Here is a 17,501-nt window from a genome sequence, read left to right on the forward strand (position 1 = left end):
ATGGCGGACACGAAACTGGCGGCGGGCGCGGGGCCGCTCGCGGGCATGCGGGTGATCGAGCTCGCGCACATCATGTCGGGGCCGATCTGCGGGATGATGCTCGCGGACATGGGCGCGGATGTCATCAAGGTCGAAAAGATTCCGAATGGCGACGATTGCAGGCGTTTCGCGCCGATTCTCGCGAGCGGCGAGTCGGCCTCGTTCATGATCGTCAACCGCAACAAGCGGGGCATCGCGCTGAATCTGAAAACGGAAGGCGGCAAGGAAGTGCTGAGGAAGATGCTCGCGAGCGCGGATGTCGTGACCGAAAACTATCGGCGCGGCACGATGGAAAAGCTCGGCATGGGCTACGACACGCTCAGGGCGGCGAATCCCGGCCTCATCTATTGCGCGATATCGGGCTATGGCCGCAGCGGGCCGATGGCCGACAAGGGCGGCTTCGATCTCATCGCGCAAGGGCTCAGCGGCCTCATGAGCATGACCGGCGAGCCGGGGCAGGCGCCGATCAAGGCGGGCTCGCCCGTCACCGATATCAACGCGGGCATTCTGGCGGCGCTCGGCATCAGTGCGGCCTATGCGCGAAAGCAGGCGACGGGTCTCGGCCAGATGGTCGATACGTCGCTCTTCGAAGCGGGCCTGCAGCAGATGTACTGGGCCTTCGCGAACTACTTCGCCGATGGCACCGTGCTGCCGAAAGCGGGTTCCGCGAATCCGACGAGTGCGCCGTATCAGGCGTTTCGCACCCGCGACGGCTGGGTGAATATCGGCGCGGCGAATCAAAGCAACTACGAGCGTCTCGTCGACGTGCTGAAGATTCCCGGTCTCGCCGACGATGCGCGCTTTCAGACCAACGCGGGGCGGCTCAAGCATCGCGAGGCGCTCGTCGAGATCCTGAGCGCGCGGCTCGCGGAACGCACGACCGGCGAGTGGCTGGCGAGCTTCGACGAAATCGGCCTGCCGAGCGGCGCGGTGCTCGGCGTGCCCGAGGCGTCGTCGCATGAGCAGGCCATCGCGCGGGGGATGATCGTCGAGACGGCGCATCCGCTCGCGGGCCCGATGCGCGGCATCGGCTTGCCGATTCATTTCTCCGAGGGATGCACGAAGGCGTCGCGTCCCGCGCCGCTTCTTGGACAGCACACAGGCGAGGTGCTCGGCGAGTACGGCTTCGACGAGGCGCGCATCCAGGCGCTCAAGGACGAAGGCGCGATTCTCGAAACCGGGGTTCCGGCATGACACCGTGCGAGCCGATGGTTTTATGCATGCATCATTCATCATGCAGAATGCAGCGGCGCTATGATCGATGCCTGATCCCACTTCAACGCCACGACTCGCCATGACGCTCGCACCTCCTCCTGCCGCCCGCGTGGGCGACGCCCTCGCATCCGTCGCCACGCCTTCCCTGACGCTCGATCTCGATGCGTTCGACGCCAATCTCGCGACCATGTCCCGATTCGCCGCACAGCATGGCGTCGCCTTGCGGCCGCATGCGAAGGCGCACAAGTCCAGCGAGATCGCGAAGCGTCAGATCGCGGCGGGCGCGGTCGGCGTGTGCTGCCAGAAGTTGTCGGAGGCGTATCCGTTCGCGGCGGCGGGCATCGCGAGCATTCATGTGAGCAACGAGTTCGTCGGCGTGGACAAGCTCGCGATGGCGGTCGAACTCGCATCGCACGTGCGCCTTTCGGTGTGCGTGGATGCGTTGCCGCAAGTGCGCGCGCTCGGCGAAGCGGCCGCGCGCGCCGGCGTGACGATCGACGTGCTGCCCGAGATCGATGCCGGTCAGCATCGCTGCGGCGTGACGAGCGAGGATGCGCTGCTCGCGCTCGTCGACGGCATCGCCGCGCATAGCGCATTGCGCTTCGCGGGCATTCAGGCGTATCACGGCGGCATCCAGCACGTCGCCGACTGGAGCGCGCGCAAGCTCGAAGCGCAGCGCGCCGCGGACATTGCCGCACGCTATCTGCGCGCGCTCGATGCACGCGGCGTGCAATGCGGCATCGTGACGGGCGGCGGCACCGGCACGGTCGAATTCGATGCGGCGAGCGGCGTCTTCACCGAATTGCAGCCCGGCTCGTATCTGTTCATGGACGGCGACTACGGCGGCATCGGCTGGGGTGGCGAGTTGCGCTGGCGTCACAGCCTTTTCGTGCTGTCGACGATCATGAGCGCGACGCGGCCCGGCATGGCCGTGTGCGACGTCGGCCTGAAAGGTCTCGCGGTCGATTCAGGCTTGCCGCGCAGCGAGCGATGGCTCGATGCGACCATCGAGGCCGCGCTGACCTACTGCAGCGCGAACGACGAGCACGGCATGCTGCAAGCGCAGCATGCGCCCGGCGAAGACTTCGCGCCGCTCGTCGGCCAGCGTCTGCTGTTGCCGCCCGGACATTGCGATCCGACCGTGAATCTCTATGACGAGTACGTGTGTTACCGAGGCGAGCGCGTGACGGACATCTGGCCGATCGATGCGCGCGGTCTCTCGCGCTAGGCCGCGCGTTCCTTGGGCGGATAGATCGTCGCGATCAGCGCATCGAGATCCGCGACGATCAGACCGACGACGAACTGCGCCACTTCCTGCGCACCGTGCGTCGGTTCCTGCGTGGCGAGCATGTGCTTGAGCCCGCTCACGGAAGCACGCACGCGCGCAAGCTTCTCATCGTCCTGACGCGTCGACGCAAGCACGCCCGCAAGCGCCTCGAACGCGGCCTGCAATTCGCGGCCCGTTGCGCCGAGGCGCGCGGCACACGCCTCGCGATCCGAACGCGATACCGCCTTCGCAAGAAAGAGCGCATCGCTATGTAGACGCCGCAGAAAGGGCGCGGCTTTGTCGATGGCGTCGGAGCGGCGATTCTGCACGAGCACGATGATGTGTTCGCGCGCGGCTTCCTTCAACGCGTCGTCGAGCGCTTGTTGCGCGTCGGTGCTTTGCGTTTCGAGGTGTTGCGCACGGGCGTCGTCCGGTTCTCCCGACAGATACAGCCCGATCAGACGGCCGAGACTGCTCAAGGTATCCGCGACGCTGCGATGCGCGGCGTCGAGCGCGCGATTCGGCCACAGCGCCGACACGACGAACGACGACGCCGCGCCGATCAAGATCTCCAGCACGCGATGCATTGGCCGCTCGAATGGCGAGCCCGGTCCCGCGGGAATCAGCACGACGATCACGAGCGTCACGCAGGCGAGCCTGAACGCGGGCTGCTTGGCGCTCAACGCGGCGAGCGGCAGCAGCGCGACGCTGAAGACGGCAAGCGGCGGCGCGCCGCGCTGCATCGCGACGATGCCGAGCACGCCCGCGACCGCGCCGATGAATGCGCCGATGATCTGGTCGCGCGCCGTATTGACCGCTTGCGTGAGGCTCGGCTGCGTCACCACGACGAGCGTCGTGATGAGCGCCCAGTATCCTTCGGGCAACGCGGCGAGCCGCGCAGCGCCGTAACTGATCGCGCAACTCATGAGGGTGCGCAGCAGCCGTCTTGCTTCGGGCGCGCCGAAGAAGGCCTGCAAGCTGAATGAGGAAGGGGATATCGCTGCCATGCGTGCATTATGCCAATGCAGCGCGCGGCGAAACGGAAGAAGAACCGCGGAAGGGCCGACGAGGCAACGAGAGACAAGGCGGCGCACATGCCCCCGCTTGCGGAGCATGCTGCCGCCCTGGTATCGCAACGAACCGAAGCTTTCGACGAAACGTCAGGGTGTGTCGTCAGGTGAGCATCGGCACCGCTTCGATCAGCGCAAGCCCGAGTAACGCCCCGAGGGTCGCGCCGATGAGCTTCGGATGCCAGCGATCCAGATGCAGCGCCGTGAGCAGCGCGCCGATCAGGATGACGCCGAGCAAAGCGAAAACCACCACCAGATAGCCGATTTCGAACTCGTTATTGATAAGCACGACGCTGGCCTCCCGCCGGCACGAAAACCGGCTGACTCGCACATTGCGCCGCGCTGCGGCACGTGTCGGTCCGCCCGCGCGACACTTTCAGTATATATCACGTTGTGATGTATTCAAGCATGACGCACTTAGCGGCCCGGCCCGGCATTCAGCGGCAAGGCCGACGCGCGCGCACTGTCGGCGGTCATTTTCGATGCGCCCGGCTTGTAGCCGTTCGATAGCAGCAGGAAGGCCATGATGTCGGCGTAATCCTGATCCTTCATCTTGCCCGGACGATCCGCCGGCATGTTGGTCGCCATGTAGTTGAAGATGCCGCCCACCGTGAGATGAGAATTCGATGCCGGTGCGAACGACGGGCCTTGCAACGCGGGCGCCGTCACGCCCTGAAGCTGCGCGCCGTGGCACTTCGCGCACGCGCTCGAATAGAGCGTCTTGCCGTGCGTCGTTTGCGCCTGCTCGAACGATGGCGGCGCGATGCTCCCTTCGTTCGCGATCTTCACGACGCGGCCCGCGCGCGCGGCGTTCATGTCCGCGAGGACGATGCCGGCATGCCTGAACGATGAGGTCGAAGGCGCGTCGAGATAGCGCGCGGCCGATGCCGTTTGCGCCGGCAAGCTCCATGGCTTCGTCAATGCCTGCAGGCGGCCCTCGTTGCTCAGGGACGCGAGCGCATCGTCGATGCGCGAGCGCAAGGCCGCCGTCTTGTCGCCGAACGCGAAGGTCAGTTGCCAGTCCGCGTACGGCGAATCGGCGGGGGCCACGGCGAAGCTGCGTTCCGGATGCGCGTTGCGATAAGCGACGACCGCGGGATACCAGACGATCGCGCGTTGCGCGCGTCCGTTCGCCACGGCTTCGACCGTCGCCGCCGAGGTGTTCTCGAGATCGAGCGTCACGTCCTGCTGCTGCACGGCGATCAATTGCGCCGGGCTCGCATACGTCGCGGCGATGGTGCGCTTCGCGGCCGCTTTCAGTTCGGCGCCGGGCGCTTCGATGCTCACATAGCCCGCGCGCAGATAGCCGCGTGAGAAGCGCATCCTGCTGTCGGCCGCATCGGCGACGGCGGAGCGCGGAAAGCCCGCGATCACATCGCAGTTGCGTGCGAGCGTCCTGTCGAGTTCCTTGAGCGATACGCCGTCGTCGTCGCCTTCGCCGATGCCGTCCGCAACGAACGTCGCCGCAATTCTGGCCCGCGCGAAGACGGCTTGCGCGACACCGCGATCCAGCGCCGCCGAAGGACTGCCGGGAAACGTGCAGATTTTCACGGCGGCTTCGGAGGGCGAGGGCGCGAGCGCGATGCATGCGGCCAGCATGCCCGCCGCGCGAATGGAGTGAAATGGATGATTCATGTCGATACGTCCGAAGAGGTGTGTGAACACCGCGAACGCGCGCTGCAACGCGCTCGCGGTTCGATCGAATGGGTCAGGCGCGATTGAGCGCGAACACATAGAGCGTGCCGCCGCGCGGCACCTTGTCCGCGGCCTTCGCCATGGGTCCGCCCCAGATCGGGTTGGCGCCGCCGTAGCCCGCGAGAATCGCGACGTATTCCTTGCCGTCGATCTCGTAGACCGAAGGCTGCGCGATGATGCCGCTCGCGAGCTTCGGGCTTTGCCACAAGACCTTGCCGGTCTTTTCATCGAACGCGTAGAGATGGCCGTCGAGCGAGCCGCTGAATGCGAGGCCGCCCGCCGTCGTCGCGACGCCGCCGTTCCAGGGCAGTTTGGTCCAGTGGCTCCAGACCTTCTTGCCCGTATCGACGTCGATCGCCTGCAGTTCGCCATAGCCCTTGCTGTTGGGCTCGGGCTTGATCTCGAAGCCTTCGCCGAGATAGGGCAGGCCTTCCATGTACGTCACCGATTTGCCCGACAGCGACATGCACGCATGCAAGGCCGGCACGATCGCGAGATGCGTCTCCGGATCGTACGAAACCGACCACCAGTTCTTGCCGCCGAGGAAACTCGGGCATGTTTCGATGGTGGTGCCCGTCTTCGGATACTTGGCGGGGTCCTGAATCGGCTTGCCATCGTCGGTATAGCCGGTGACGGATGTCGCCGTGACGAAGGGGCGCGCGTAGATCAGCTTGCCGTTGCTGCGATCGATCGCATGGAAGAAGCCGTTGCGGTCCGCGTGAATGATCGCGTCGTAATCCTTGCCCTGATACTTGATGTTCGCGAGAACCGGCGTATTAACGCCGTCGTAGTCCCAGGTGTCGTGCGTCGTGTATTGATAGTGCCACTTGAGGTCGCCCGTTTTCGGATCGAGCGCGAGCAGCGAATCGGAATAGAGATTGTCGCCGGGCCGCAGATCGGCGAGCCACGGCCCCGGATTGCCGACGCCCCAGTAGAGCGTCCTGCTCTTGGCGTCGTAGGTGCCGGTCAGCCATGCGGGCGCGCCGCCATGCTCCTGCATGCCATCGGGCCAGGTGTTGCCGCCGGGTTCCTTCGCGCCGGGCACGGTATAGCGTTTCCACAGTAGTTTGCCGTCGTTGGGATCGAGTGCCGCGATGAAACCGCGCGCGCCATACTCGCCGCCCGAACTGCCGACGACGAGCGCGCCGTCGAGCGCGAGCGGCGCAAGCGAGAACGCATAGCCGACGCCGGGATCGAACATCGCTTTCTTCCATACGAGCGCGCCGGTTTGCGCATCGAGCGCGGCCACTTCACCGTTCAGCATCGCGACATAGACGTTCTTGCCGTACAAGGCGACACCGCGATTGATCACATCGCAACAGGCGGTCTTGAACGATCGCGCATCGAGATTCGGCTCGTATTTCCAGAGCTGCTTGCCCGTTGCGGCATCGAATGCGTAGACGTTGTCCTTGGGCGTGGTCACGAAGAGATAGCGTCCGTTGACGATAGGCGTCGCTTCGAAGCCTTGCTGAAGTTCCTTCGGAAACTTGTAGCTCCAGACCTGCTTCAGGCCCTTCACGTTGCTCGTGTCGATCTGCTTGAGCGGCGAATGCGCGTGACCGTTATACGTGCGGTAGTACGTGAGCCAGCCCGGATCGTCTTGCGCGCTCGTGAGGCGTTCATAGCTGACATCCGGATACTGCGCCGGCGTGCCGCCCGCCGCGATGGCCTGATGCTGCGCCACGCCGAACGCCGCGACGGCGCCTGCTGCGAGTGCCGCGATGCGCATGGCCGGACTGAAGCGAGTCTTCATCGTTGTCTCCTGGGTATTGTCGGTACGACGCCTTTCGAATATCGATAGCGATGCGAAGCAGTTGCGGCCTCATCGAGGCAAGTCATGTGCCATTGACGGTGCACGCGCGGGCGCGCCTTGCTGCGTGCGGATCTCACGCGCGAAGCGACGCATGCGCGCGGCCTGTGGCGCACAGGCGTGTGTGTTGCATCGTGGAGCAATGGAACGTTGGGCGTGTTGCCCGATGTGACAGCGCAGGGATCAGTCGAGCCAGCCGAGACGCCGCGCTTCGTCGATGAAGCGATACACATCGGCGGCAAGACCCGACATGCAAAAGCGCGCTTCGATTTCGCCGATGATGCCGTCGAGTTCGCGCGTGCCGTCGCAGCGCGCGAGTATTTCGCCCGCGCTGCGGTTGAGCTCGACACTGCCGCGCGGATGCACGATCTCGCACGAGCGCATGTCCGCGTGCCAGTGCAGCTTCAATGGCGCGCGCAAACGCGGGCGCGAGGGTGCGCCCGCATGCGGGGTCGTGGGGTTCATGGGTGAGAGGGAAGGAAAGGGCGCAAGCCCGGAAGCCGCGGAGCATCCGGGCTTGCCTTCATCGATGCATCATCGCGTGGCGATATACATCGTGATCTCGAAGCCGAAGCGCAGATCGGTGAAGGCGGGCGTCGTCCATTGCATGTTCATCTCCTTGATGATCGAGCGAGATCGCGAACCGTTTCGCAACCGGACGTCGAAAACGCAAACTCCATGCCTTCCATGAAGGTGCCGCGCGTGCACACGCTAATCGCTTTCAGTTCCTTTTCGATGGTGTCGAGCCGATATAGCGGCACTGTGTCTCTTCGGAACGAGGGTGTATCGAAGTGGAACACCGCATGGAACAACTCATTGCTCCATTGCTGAACAGGCCGGCATCTTTCGATAGATCGTGTTGCGGGAAATCCCCAATGCGCGCGCGGCGGCGGAGACATTGCCGCGATGACGCGCGAGCGCGGCCGCGATCACCGATGCCGTGACTTCCTCCAGACGTCCTGATCCGAGGGCCGATGAAGCACATGCTTCGGACACGCTTTGCGCGCTGATGCGAGGCTCGTCGAAGAAATCTTCGGGAAGATGTTCGCGGCGAATGCAGCCGTCGCCGTCCACCATTGCGGCGGCGGTGCGCAGCAGATTGCATAGTTGCCGGAAGTTGCCGGGCCACGCGTAACGCTCGAAGAGCGCCATCACTTCGTCGTCGATGGACAGGCGCATGCCGCACGCTTCGTCGGCGCTCACGGCGTGCAGCATCTTCGTGATGACGGCCGCGAGATCGGTGCGCTCGCGCAATGGCGGCAGCTTCACGACGAGTCCGTTCAGCCGGTAATACAGGTCTTCGCGAAAGCGGTTCTGCTCGATCATGTCGCGCAAGTTGCGATGCGTCGCGCAGATGATGGCGACATCGACCGGTATCGATTTGCTCGAACCGAGCGGATCGACGACGCGTTCCTGCAGCACGCGCAGGAGGCGCACTTGCAGCGGATAGGGCATGTCGCCGATCTCGTCGAGAAAGAGCGTGCCGCCGTTCGCCTGCAACAGCTTGCCGGCCGCGCCCTTGCGCCGTGCGCCCGTGAACGCGCCTTCCTCGTAACCGAAGAGCTCCGATTCGATCAGGTTCTCGGGAATCGATGCGCAATTCACGGCCACGAACGGCCCCGCGCGGCGCGGCGAATCGCTATGGATGGCCTGCGCGAGCAGTTCCTTGCCCGTGCCCGTTTCGCCGGTGATGAGCACCGTGATGTCCTTGCCGATCACCTTGCGCACCTTGCCGATCACGGCGGCCACTTTCGGATCGCCCGTGTCGAGCGACGCGAGCCTCGACGATGCATCGACCGGAGCCGAGGCGCGCGGCGCGGGCCGGACCGTTGCCGGAGCGGAGCTCATCTCGGCGATCGGCGTGCGATTGAGGCGCACCCGCGCACACACGACGGTTCCGTTGTTCAGGTCGAGCGTGATATGCGGCGCGCGGCTCGCGTGCGAACGGTCGATCAGTTGCGCGCTCGTCAGCCCGAACAGCGACGAGAGCGTATGCGCGCGCAGCGCGGAGAGCGGCAGGCCGAACTGAAACTGCGCGCTGCGATTGGCCGAAAGAAAGCGCCCGTCGCAGGTGAAGGCCATGATGCCTTCCATCAGTGTGCCGAGAAATTCGGCGCGGCCATGAAACGCGATCTGCAACATGCCCTGAAACGTGCTGGAAAACAGGTGGTTTTCGATCATCTGCACGGACATGCGCGCGAGCGCCATCGTGTGGCGATGGTAGCTGCGATGGTCGCCCGTTACGTCGAGCACGCCGATGAGGTCGCCGTAGGGATCGAGGATCGGCACGCTCGAACACGTGAGAAAGCGGTTCGCGGCGAGATAGTGCTGGTCGCCATGCACGACGGTCGCGGAACGTTCCGCGATTGCCGTGCCGATCGCGTTGGTGCCTTGGCGCTCCTCGGCCCAGTTTGCGCCGGCTCGCAGCGCGACCTTTTCAGCGCGCGCGAGGAAGTCGTCGTCGCCCGTCGAATGCAGGATGAGTCCTTGCGCGTCGGTCAGCACGATCATGCTTTGCGTGTTGACGATCTGTTCGCGCAGCGTTTCCATCACCGGCGTCGCGTGCGCGCACAACACGCGATTCTGTTCGAGCTTGAGCAGGAGTTCGCCTTCGGTCAGCACATCGTAGTCGGGCCGCGTCGTGGCGTTCAGACCGAACGTCTCCGAGCGTTCATGCGCCTTGCGAATCGACGGAATGAGCCAGGCATTGTGCCGGTCGTCGTGGGAAGCCGTGATCTCACGGATATCGTCTTGCATCGTCTCCTCCTTGTGCAAGTGCCGGTCGTATCGCCGGATGCTGGGCGGACAAAAGCAAGTCCTGCGCCAAGGAGGAAGCGTGCGGACAGTGCGTCAGCGAAACGAAAGGAAGGCCGCGTCACCGGTTCTTTGCACTCGAAATACCAAATGGCGTTATGCCTTTTGCATGCCGGATCACAAACCGGTTTTACCCGCCGTGAGCACGAGGCGCAGGCCGAGCGCGGCGATCACGCTCGCGGCGATCCGGTCGATCCACTTCTTCGCGCGCAGATACATCTCGCGCGGGCGCTCGCTGGAGAATCCCAGCGCGACGATGGTGTACCAGCCGGTCTCGATGGCGAAGACCATCGGCGGCAAGACGACGTAGCACCACAGCGGCGGGTGGTGCGGCAAGAGTGCGGCGAAAATGCTGCCGTACCAGATGGCGGTCTTCGGATTGCTCAGTTGCGTCGAGAGACCGAGCCAGAACGATTTGCGCGCGCTGCGCGCGGGCATGGGGGCGTCGTCGCTGGCCGGCATGGACATCGGCTGCGCGGCGCCGCGCCAGATCTTCGACGCGATATAGATCAGATACAGGCCGCCGGCAACCTTCAGCCCGATGTAAAGCCATTCGACCGCGACGAGCAGCGTATAAAGCCCCGCGAGCGCGACGCCGCCGAAGACGATGCCGCCCACACCCATCCCGAGCGCGGTCGCGAGACCATCGGCGCGCGAGATGCCGATAGCGTTGCGCGCCACGATCACGAAACTCGGACCGGGGATCATCGCGCCCAGCAGCAGCGAGAAAAGAATGGCGAGCACGGCGTTGGATGCGGTCATCGGCTTGTCTCCGTCGAACCTGTTTTGTATGTGGCATGCAAAGGTGCGATTGCATGCAGAATGCATGATGCCGCGCGCGCTACGCGCCGCCGCTTGCGACGCTGTTTTCGTGGATCGCGCGATTGCGCCCGGCGCGTTTGGCGAGATAGAGGGCGGTGTCGGCGCTATCGAGCAGCTTGAGCGCATTGTCGCTCAGACGCGGCGAGGCGGTGGCGCAGCCGATGCTGATGGTCAGTACGCCCCTGGGCGCGGCGCTGTTCGCAATGGCGAGCCCTTCCACGCTGCCGCGCAGGCGTTCCGCGAACGTGACCGCGCCGTTCGCCGCGGTGCCCGGCAGCACGACCACGAATTCCTCGCCGCCGTAGCGCGCGACGATATCGCCAGGACGCTTCGTGGAAGACTGCAGGCAATCGGCTACCGCGGTGAGCGCATCGTCGCCCATCGCGTGACCGTACGTATCGTTATAGAGCTTGAAGTAATCGACATCGACGAACAGCGCGGAGAGCGGCTGATCGGCGCGGCGCGCACGCCGCCATTCCTCGTCGAGCCGGCGATCGAGCGCGCGCCGATTGCACAGGCCGGTGAGCGCATCGGTGCCCGCGAGCCGCTGCAGTTTTTCCTGCGCGATCCCACGCGAACGCAGCGAGATCGCAAGCAGCCACGAGATGATGATGAAACCGCCGCCGAACATCAGCGTCAGGCCGCCTATCAGGAGGCTGCGCTGGCGCCATGCCGCGAGCACGTCGTTTTCCGCGGGCGCGACCGCCGCGATCAGATGCGTGCCCGGCACGCGCTGGAAGGTATAGAGCCGCCGCACGCCGTCGATCGGCGAGCTGGAGATGTACGAACCCGAGGTTGCGTCCCTCATCGCGGCGAAGCTCGGCGACTTCGCGACATATCCCGCTTCGTCGCGCCGCAACGCGGGCTTGCGCGCGATCATCACGCCGTCCTGCTGCACGATGAACACGGAGCCGCGAGCGCCGACGCTCACGCGTGAAAGCAGGCTATCGAAGTAATCGACGTTCAGCGCGATGACGGCGACGCCCGCGAACGAGCCGTCCGGCCCGTCGATGCGCCGGCTCACCGCCAGCGAGGTGGTGCCATCGCGCAACCGCGACGCGTAGGGACCGGAAATGAACAGGCCCGCGCCCGGGTGTTCGGCGTGAACCTTGAAGTAATCGCGATCGCTGAAGACGAGGGCGGCGTGCTGCGAAGCATCGCGTTCGAGAATGATCCGTCCTTCGCGATTCATCACGAAAGCGCCGCCGACGTAGTTCATGCCGGTCGCGCCATCGAACAGGACGAGCTTGCGAAGGTCGGGCGGGAGCGCCATCACGGCGGGATTCTCCACGCCGCTTACGATGGTGCGCAACGACAGGTCGCTCGCTTCGATATTGCGTGCGATGTCGGCGCTCAGCGTGGCGACCAGATTGGCCGATGCCTGATGCGCGTTTTGCAGGGCTTGCGCGCGTCCTTGCCAGAGCGCGGCGAATGACAGCGTGGCCATGGAAATGGCGATGGCCGTGCCGATAAGTCCGGCGAGCACCGGAAACCGCGAGAAGGACTCGGCGAACCGCATCGCAGCGGTGCTGTTGCGTCGCAACAGCCGCCGACTGACCACGCGTCCGGTCTTGCGAACGGCATTCAATCTGGCGGGCATTCAGGTTCTCCGCGGCGCCATTTGTCTAGGGTCTGTTCGCATATAAAACGTGCATGCGTTGCCCCGTAAAGGGCCGATCGCAAGGAATGCGACGAAGCCAATACAGGCGTATTCGCGAGGAGCATGACGCGGCGAGCGGCCCTTTACGGGGCAACCCCTAGCTGTAAATTCCAATTTGGGGAACGCCCGAAATCGGCCGCATTGCGGCGTCGCGCGTCGCTTGTTTGGGGAGGCCAAACGGCGCGCCGCGCTCCTTGCACTGCAGCCGATTTCGGGCGTTCGCATGCACGTTTTATTTGCGAACAGACCCTTGGATTGTAGTCCGTCGCGTTGCATCGATTTAGCACGCCCGTCCGCGAATCGGCGAGCGGCGTCGGCTCGTCGCGCCCGAAGTAGACGAAGTTGTCTACCCGATTCCGCACGCGTCATTTGACGAGGTGCAGCCGCTTCGTGATGATGGAGCCGTCCTTGCGGTCGATGAGCCACGCGGCATCGACGTTGCCATTGAGCGTCGAAGTTCTGCGCGTGATGTCGGTCGGCTCTTCGTCGGTGGGCGCGCTGTGCTCGATGTCATCCATCAGATAGGGCGGCGCGAGCGTGCAGATCAGCACGATGGCGAAGTCGCCGGTGCCACGCTCGCGGTCGAAAGTAGGCAGCGTCATGCGGCCGCGCACAGTCGTCTTGATGCCGCTTTGCGGCTGCAACTGGATGACGTCGAAGGTCTGGACGAATCCCTTCTCCTTCGCCTCGGGTGCAACGACGAGCTTGCGGCCGCTTTGTCCCTGCACCGTCTGCTTGAGCAGGATGGCGTCCGGATGGTCCGGCGCGGCCAGCGACACGTTCACCGTGAGCACCTTCTTCTTCGACAGATAGCGCACGCCGTATGAAACCGGAATGACGAACGCGAAGGTGCGCTCCGCTTGCGCGCGGGCCTGGCTCGCGCCCGCGGCGCCGGACGCGCCTTGCGGCGTCTTGCGGAACGGATGCGACAGAAACGCCCGCACGCGGCTTGTGATCGACGACGGTTGTCCAGGCGACGGATGGCCCGCGAGCGCGTCGCGGACATGCTCGGGATCGTCGCCCATAAAGTTCGGCGCAAGCGAGACGGCTGAAAGGATGCTCGGCACCGATGCGCCGCTTGTTGCATCGCCCGCGGATGCCGTGGCGGCCAGAGCGGACACGCTGCCGCATGACAAGGCAATGGCCACACAAAATACCGCGCCATGCCCACGTTTCAATAAGAACACTGCCACTCCTCGCGCATCGAGCGGGGTCACGATGAAGCGGCTATCTTAAAACGAAGCGGGCAAATTGGCATATTGCATGCGTGATGATGAATTCAATCTCGATGGCCATTACGTCTTTGCCGTCACCGCATGCGCGTCCTCGTTCCTGGTCTTGCGGCTCAAGAGAAGCGTGATGACCGCGGACATCGCGAGCGTCGCGCCGACCACATACAGGCCGGCCGCATAGCTGCCGGTGCTGTTCTTGAGCCAGCCGATCGCGAACGGGCCCACGAAGCCGCCGAGGTTGCCGATCGAATTGATCATCGCGATGCCCGCCGCGGCGCCCGCGCCCGAGAGAAACATGCTCGGCATCGCCCAGAGCGGCGCCTTCGCCGCGCTGATGCCCACGTTCACCACCACGAGCGCGAGAATCACGAAGAGCGCCGTGCTCGCCTGACCCGCGAAGATGAAGCCGACGCAAGCCAGCGCGCAGGGAATCACGACGTGCCACGTGCGTTCCTGCGTGCGGTCCGAATGCTTCGCCCAGAGAATCATCGCGACGACGGCGACCACGCTCGGAATGCCGGTGATGAGACCCGTCTCCAGCGCGCTGAAGCCGAACTGGCGAATGATGAGCGGCGCCCACAAGCCCAGCGTGTAGAGACCCGCCGACGTGCCGAAGTAGATCAGTGCGAGGGCGAGCACGCGCGGATCGCGCAGCGCGTTCCATGCACCCGCGGTGTGACGCGCGTGAGACTGCTTTGCATCGGCTTCGCTCTTCAGCTTCGCGATGAGCCATTCGCGCTCATCGCTGGCGAGCCAGTGCGCTTTCGAAGGCGTATCGGTGAGGAACTTGAGCACGACGAAGCCGAGCACGATCGCCGGCAGCGCCTCGATGACGTAGAGGATCTGCCAGTCGGCGAGACCGAACATCGGCGGCAGTTGCATGATCGCGCCGGAGAGCGGCGAGCCGATCGCGGTCGAGATCGGCGCGGCGGCCATGAACCACGCGGCCGCCACCGCGCGTTGCTTCGCGGGAAACCACAGGCTGAGATACAAAATCACGCCGGGAAAGAAGCCCGCTTCGGCGACGCCGAGGAGAAAGCGCAGCACGTAGAAGCTCGTCGGTCCCGTGACGAACGCGGAGGCCACCGACACGATGCCCCACGTCACCATCACGCGCGCGATCCAGATGCGCGCGCCCACTTTGTGCAGGATCAGGTTCGACGGCACCTCGAACAGAAAATAGCCGATGAAGAACAACCCGCCGCCAAGCCCGAACGCGGTGGGCGAAAGCCCGATGGCCTTGTTCATCGTCATCGCGGCGAAGCCCACGTTGACGCGGTCGAGAAAGCTGATGAAGTAGAGCAGCATCACGAACGGAATGATGCGCCATGCGAGCTTGCGCGAGACGCGCGCTTCGACACTGGATTCGATGCTGGATTGCATGTGTCTCCTCCTCGGGAGGCAGAGCGTTGCGCTCTCGATTGAAAGGGCGCGCAGGCGTCCCCGCCGCCCGCGACGTGCATGGCGTCGCGGGTCAGTCGCGTTTAACTCGGATGAAACTCGCTCGATCTTTAAGCCGCGGCGGCTTCCACGCGCTCGACGTATGCGCACACGGCGGCCGTCACTTGCGCGGTCGTCGCCTTGCCGCCGAGATCGCCGGTATGCAGCGCGGGATCGGCGGTGACCGCTTCGACCGCGGCCATGACGCGCTTTGCGGCGTCGAACTCGCCGAGATGTTCGAGCAGCATCACGACCGACCAGAAGGTGCCGATCGGATTCGCGAGCCCTTTGCCCATGATGTCGAACGCGGAACCGTGGATCGGCTCGAACATCGATGGATAGCGGCGTTCGGGATCGATGTTGCCCGTCGGCGCGATGCCGAGACTGCCCGCGAGCGCGGCGGCCAGATCGCTGAGGATATCGGCGTGCAGGTTCGTCGCGACGATGGTGTCGAGCGTGGCGGGGCGGTTGACCATGCGCGCGGTGGCGGCATCGACGAGTTCCTTGTCCCACTTCACGTCCGGAAATTCCTTCGAGATCGCCAGCGCGACTTCGTCCCACATGACCATCGCGTGACGCTGCGCGTTGCTCTTCGTGATGACGGTCAGCAGCTTGCGCGGACGCGACTGCGCGAGTTTGAATGCAAAACGCATAATGCGTTCGACACCGGCGCGCGTCATGATCGACACGTCGGTCGCGGCCTCGATCGGATGGCCCTGATGCACGCGCCCGCCGACGCCGGAGTATTCGCCTTCCGAGTTCTCGCGGACGATCACCCAGTTCAGGTCTTCGGGCTTGCAGCGCTTGAGCGGCGCGTCGATGCCCGGCAGGATGCGCGTCGGGCGCACGTTGGCGTACTGGTCGAGGCCCTGGCAGATCTTCAGGCGCAGTCCCCACAGCGTGATGTGATCGGGAACGTCCGGGTCGCCGGCCGAGCCGAAGAGAATCGCGTCCTTGTCGCGGATCGCATCGAGGCCATCGGCGGGCATCATCACGCCGTGCCGGCGGTAATAGTCCGCGCCCCAGTCGAAATTCTCGAATTGGAATTCAAAATTTTGCGTGCTGCGTGCAATCGCTTCGAGGACTTGCTGGCCAGCGGGCACGACTTCCTTGCCGATGCCGTCGCCGGGAATGGTTGCGATGCGATACGTCTTCATGGGGGCGTCTCCGTCGATGTTTGGGGTGTGCCGCGGTGTGATCCCACTGTACCCAACTGGCGGCGTTGTGACCGGCGCGGAACTCAAAGCATCTTTAACTTTGATTCACAAGTGAGCTGAGCGAGATGTTCATCCCGGACTTGCAATTTCGTGCAGGAAGTCGGCTTTTTCCAGTCTGATCACATCGCTTTCGACGCGCGTCTGCACGGGCGGAACGACGAACAGATCGGCCGACGAGCGCCGGGAGTGCCGATCGACGACCCGGATGCTCCAGCGCGCATCGGCGCGAAATTGCAGACGCTTGAGGTGCTTCGTGTAGCGTCGCCGAATCAACAGGTCGCGTCCGTTGACATGCTGTCCAACGACATGCCCGAAGCAATAGACGGATGAGGCCATCGGAAACAAAAGCGCGCTGCACAGAACGTCGGTCAACTGAAGTCCTACGTGGTTGTTGCTGACAGCGAAGGTCGGCAATTCGATCAGACGATCGAACGGGTCGCCTCGCGCACGATACTTCTGCGTGAAAATCGAATGAGCGACCTGATCGTTCAATTGAGTCGTGCGGAAGTCTGCGATCACCATGCCGCTTGCGCGTTTATCAGCGAGAAAGGACTGAAATGCGCGGCATGCGTGCTGAACCGATTGGGTATAGATTTCACGCGCCTTGAAAGGGGCGCCAATTCCCTTGATCCAGATCGTCGCAAGCACTCGACACTCGAGATGCTCCAGGAGAGCCAGCGTATCGTCAATGAATCGCAGTTGAGTCGTTGCCCGATGTCCGCGTTTTCGGATGGCGCTGCGAAGATCCGAACCTTTGATTTCCTGCCGCACGTCATCGAGCGGATGATTCGATGAGAGCGCGCCGGGAAAATAGGTGCGCTTGATTTTCAGGAATTCGCGCGTCAGTGTCGCGACCGCTTCCCGATGCACGATCAGCCCGGCGATCGCGAGAAGCGGCTGGATGTCGGTGTTCCGGTGGGGCAGGGCTGTACTGCACCCTGCTTCGTCGATATAGCAGATGTACGACACGCGTTTTCTTCCCTGGAAATGAAAACAGCCGCTGGAGCGGCTGTTTGGCGGTCCTGGACCGTATTTGTCGCGCGGTGGATCCCCGTTCGACGATCGTCTCGTTGTTGCCGAAACGTGCTTGAAATACTAGTTGCCGCTGAATTGCATTGTCAACGCCGGCTTGTCTGATTTCCAGTAACGGGAGCATCGTCCAAATGGCCAGCGACCGCATATTCCGCGCTCAAACTCCGGCGCTATACTGACGATCCTTT

General features: G+C 64.1%; 15 protein-coding genes. 2 read left to right on the forward strand and 13 right to left on the reverse strand.

Going from position 1 to position 17,501, the window contains the following annotated elements:
- Entirely contained in the window at window positions 1-1,233 is a 1,233-nt protein-coding gene (locus AWB70_RS13955) for a CaiB/BaiF CoA transferase family protein (protein WP_053571506.1), read from the forward strand.
- A 100-nt stretch (window positions 1,234-1,333) separates the two neighbouring features.
- Window positions 1,334-2,482, forward strand: a complete 1,149-nt coding sequence (locus AWB70_RS13960; protein ID WP_053571505.1) for a DSD1 family PLP-dependent enzyme — start codon at window positions 1,334-1,336, stop codon at window positions 2,480-2,482.
- Here AWB70_RS13960 and AWB70_RS13965 read toward each other — a convergent pair.
- From AWB70_RS13965 to AWB70_RS14035, 13 genes are all read right to left on the reverse strand, one after another.
- Window positions 2,479-3,528 carry an FUSC family protein gene (locus AWB70_RS13965; protein WP_053571504.1) on the reverse strand — a complete coding sequence of 350 codons (1,050 nt, stop codon included), beginning with the start codon at window positions 3,526-3,528 and terminating at the stop codon, window positions 2,479-2,481. The two genes, AWB70_RS13960 and AWB70_RS13965, sit on opposite strands and share 4 nt — an antisense overlap.
- A gap of 166 nt (window positions 3,529-3,694) precedes the next feature.
- A complete protein-coding gene (locus AWB70_RS13970; RefSeq protein WP_014252544.1) occupies window positions 3,695-3,880 on the reverse strand; it encodes a hypothetical protein in 186 nt (61 codons plus the stop codon).
- A 128-nt stretch (window positions 3,881-4,008) separates the two neighbouring features.
- The gene (locus AWB70_RS13975) at window positions 4,009-5,226 is read right to left on the reverse strand and encodes a c-type cytochrome (protein ID WP_053572092.1); all 1,218 of its coding nucleotides are present in this window, start codon (window positions 5,224-5,226) and stop codon (window positions 4,009-4,011) included.
- 73 nt (window positions 5,227-5,299) lie between these two features.
- Window positions 5,300-7,039 (reverse strand): methanol/ethanol family PQQ-dependent dehydrogenase, encoded by a 1,740-nt coding sequence (locus AWB70_RS13980; protein WP_053571503.1) that lies wholly within the window; start codon window positions 7,037-7,039, stop codon window positions 5,300-5,302.
- Between the two features lie 240 nt (window positions 7,040-7,279).
- Complete coding sequence (gene pqqD / locus AWB70_RS13990) at window positions 7,280-7,561, reverse strand: pyrroloquinoline quinone biosynthesis peptide chaperone PqqD (RefSeq protein WP_053571502.1); 282 nt, start codon at window positions 7,559-7,561, stop codon at window positions 7,280-7,282.
- 69 nt (window positions 7,562-7,630) lie between these two features.
- Window positions 7,631-7,705 (reverse strand): pyrroloquinoline quinone precursor peptide PqqA, encoded by a 75-nt coding sequence (gene pqqA, locus AWB70_RS13995; RefSeq protein WP_008347847.1) that lies wholly within the window; start codon window positions 7,703-7,705, stop codon window positions 7,631-7,633.
- A 204-nt stretch (window positions 7,706-7,909) separates the two neighbouring features.
- On the reverse strand, window positions 7,910-9,853 hold the full coding sequence (locus AWB70_RS14005; RefSeq protein WP_053571501.1) for a sigma-54-dependent Fis family transcriptional regulator: 1,944 nt from the start codon (window positions 9,851-9,853) through the stop codon (window positions 7,910-7,912).
- A gap of 174 nt (window positions 9,854-10,027) precedes the next feature.
- Entirely contained in the window at window positions 10,028-10,672 is a 645-nt protein-coding gene (locus AWB70_RS14010) for a LysE family translocator (RefSeq protein ID WP_053571500.1), read from the reverse strand.
- 79 nt (window positions 10,673-10,751) lie between these two features.
- The gene (locus AWB70_RS14015) at window positions 10,752-12,332 is read right to left on the reverse strand and encodes a sensor domain-containing diguanylate cyclase (protein ID WP_235024243.1); all 1,581 of its coding nucleotides are present in this window, start codon (window positions 12,330-12,332) and stop codon (window positions 10,752-10,754) included.
- Between the two features lie 425 nt (window positions 12,333-12,757).
- Window positions 12,758-13,513, reverse strand: coding sequence for a hypothetical protein (locus AWB70_RS14020; protein WP_235024244.1), 756 nt, complete (start codon window positions 13,511-13,513; stop codon window positions 12,758-12,760).
- A 174-nt stretch (window positions 13,514-13,687) separates the two neighbouring features.
- Window positions 13,688-15,007, reverse strand: a complete 1,320-nt coding sequence (locus AWB70_RS14025) for an MFS transporter (RefSeq protein WP_374730237.1) — start codon at window positions 15,005-15,007, stop codon at window positions 13,688-13,690.
- A 128-nt stretch (window positions 15,008-15,135) separates the two neighbouring features.
- Window positions 15,136-16,221 (reverse strand): tartrate dehydrogenase, encoded by a 1,086-nt coding sequence (locus AWB70_RS14030; protein ID WP_053571498.1) that lies wholly within the window; start codon window positions 16,219-16,221, stop codon window positions 15,136-15,138.
- Window positions 16,222-16,350: 129 nt separating this feature from the next.
- The gene (locus AWB70_RS14035; protein ID WP_053571497.1) at window positions 16,351-17,250 is read right to left on the reverse strand and encodes a DUF3800 domain-containing protein; all 900 of its coding nucleotides are present in this window, start codon (window positions 17,248-17,250) and stop codon (window positions 16,351-16,353) included.
- Window positions 17,251-17,501: the final 251 nt, after the last annotated feature.

This window comes from Caballeronia cordobensis (genome assembly GCF_001544575.2).
GTDB classification, from domain to species: domain Bacteria; phylum Pseudomonadota; class Gammaproteobacteria; order Burkholderiales; family Burkholderiaceae; genus Caballeronia; species Caballeronia cordobensis.

What these genes read in the sequence shown, in the direction of transcription:
- AWB70_RS13955 (WP_053571506.1), top strand. Translation starts at nt 1, where the DNA reads ATGGCGGACACGAAACTGGCGGCGGGCGCGGGGCCGCTCGCGGGCATG.
- AWB70_RS13960 (WP_053571505.1), top strand. Translation starts at nt 1,334, where the DNA reads ATGACGCTCGCACCTCCTCCTGCCGCCCGCGTGGGCGACGCCCTCGCA.
- AWB70_RS13965 (WP_053571504.1), bottom strand. Translation starts at nt 3,528, where the DNA reads ATGGCAGCGATATCCCCTTCCTCATTCAGCTTGCAGGCCTTCTTCGGC.
- AWB70_RS13975 (WP_053572092.1), bottom strand. Translation starts at nt 5,226, where the DNA reads ATGAATCATCCATTTCACTCCATTCGCGCGGCGGGCATGCTGGCCGCA.
- AWB70_RS13980 (WP_053571503.1), bottom strand. Translation starts at nt 7,039, where the DNA reads ATGAAGACTCGCTTCAGTCCGGCCATGCGCATCGCGGCACTCGCAGCA.
- pqqD (WP_053571502.1), bottom strand. Translation starts at nt 7,561, where the DNA reads ATGAACCCCACGACCCCGCATGCGGGCGCACCCTCGCGCCCGCGTTTG.
- AWB70_RS14005 (WP_053571501.1), bottom strand. Translation starts at nt 9,853, where the DNA reads ATGCAAGACGATATCCGTGAGATCACGGCTTCCCACGACGACCGGCAC.
- AWB70_RS14010 (WP_053571500.1), bottom strand. Translation starts at nt 10,672, where the DNA reads ATGACCGCATCCAACGCCGTGCTCGCCATTCTTTTCTCGCTGCTGCTG.
- AWB70_RS14015 (WP_235024243.1), bottom strand. Translation starts at nt 12,332, where the DNA reads ATGCCCGCCAGATTGAATGCCGTTCGCAAGACCGGACGCGTGGTCAGT.
- AWB70_RS14025 (WP_374730237.1), bottom strand. Translation starts at nt 15,007, where the DNA reads ATGCAATCCAGCATCGAATCCAGTGTCGAAGCGCGCGTCTCGCGCAAG.
- AWB70_RS14030 (WP_053571498.1), bottom strand. Translation starts at nt 16,221, where the DNA reads ATGAAGACGTATCGCATCGCAACCATTCCCGGCGACGGCATCGGCAAG.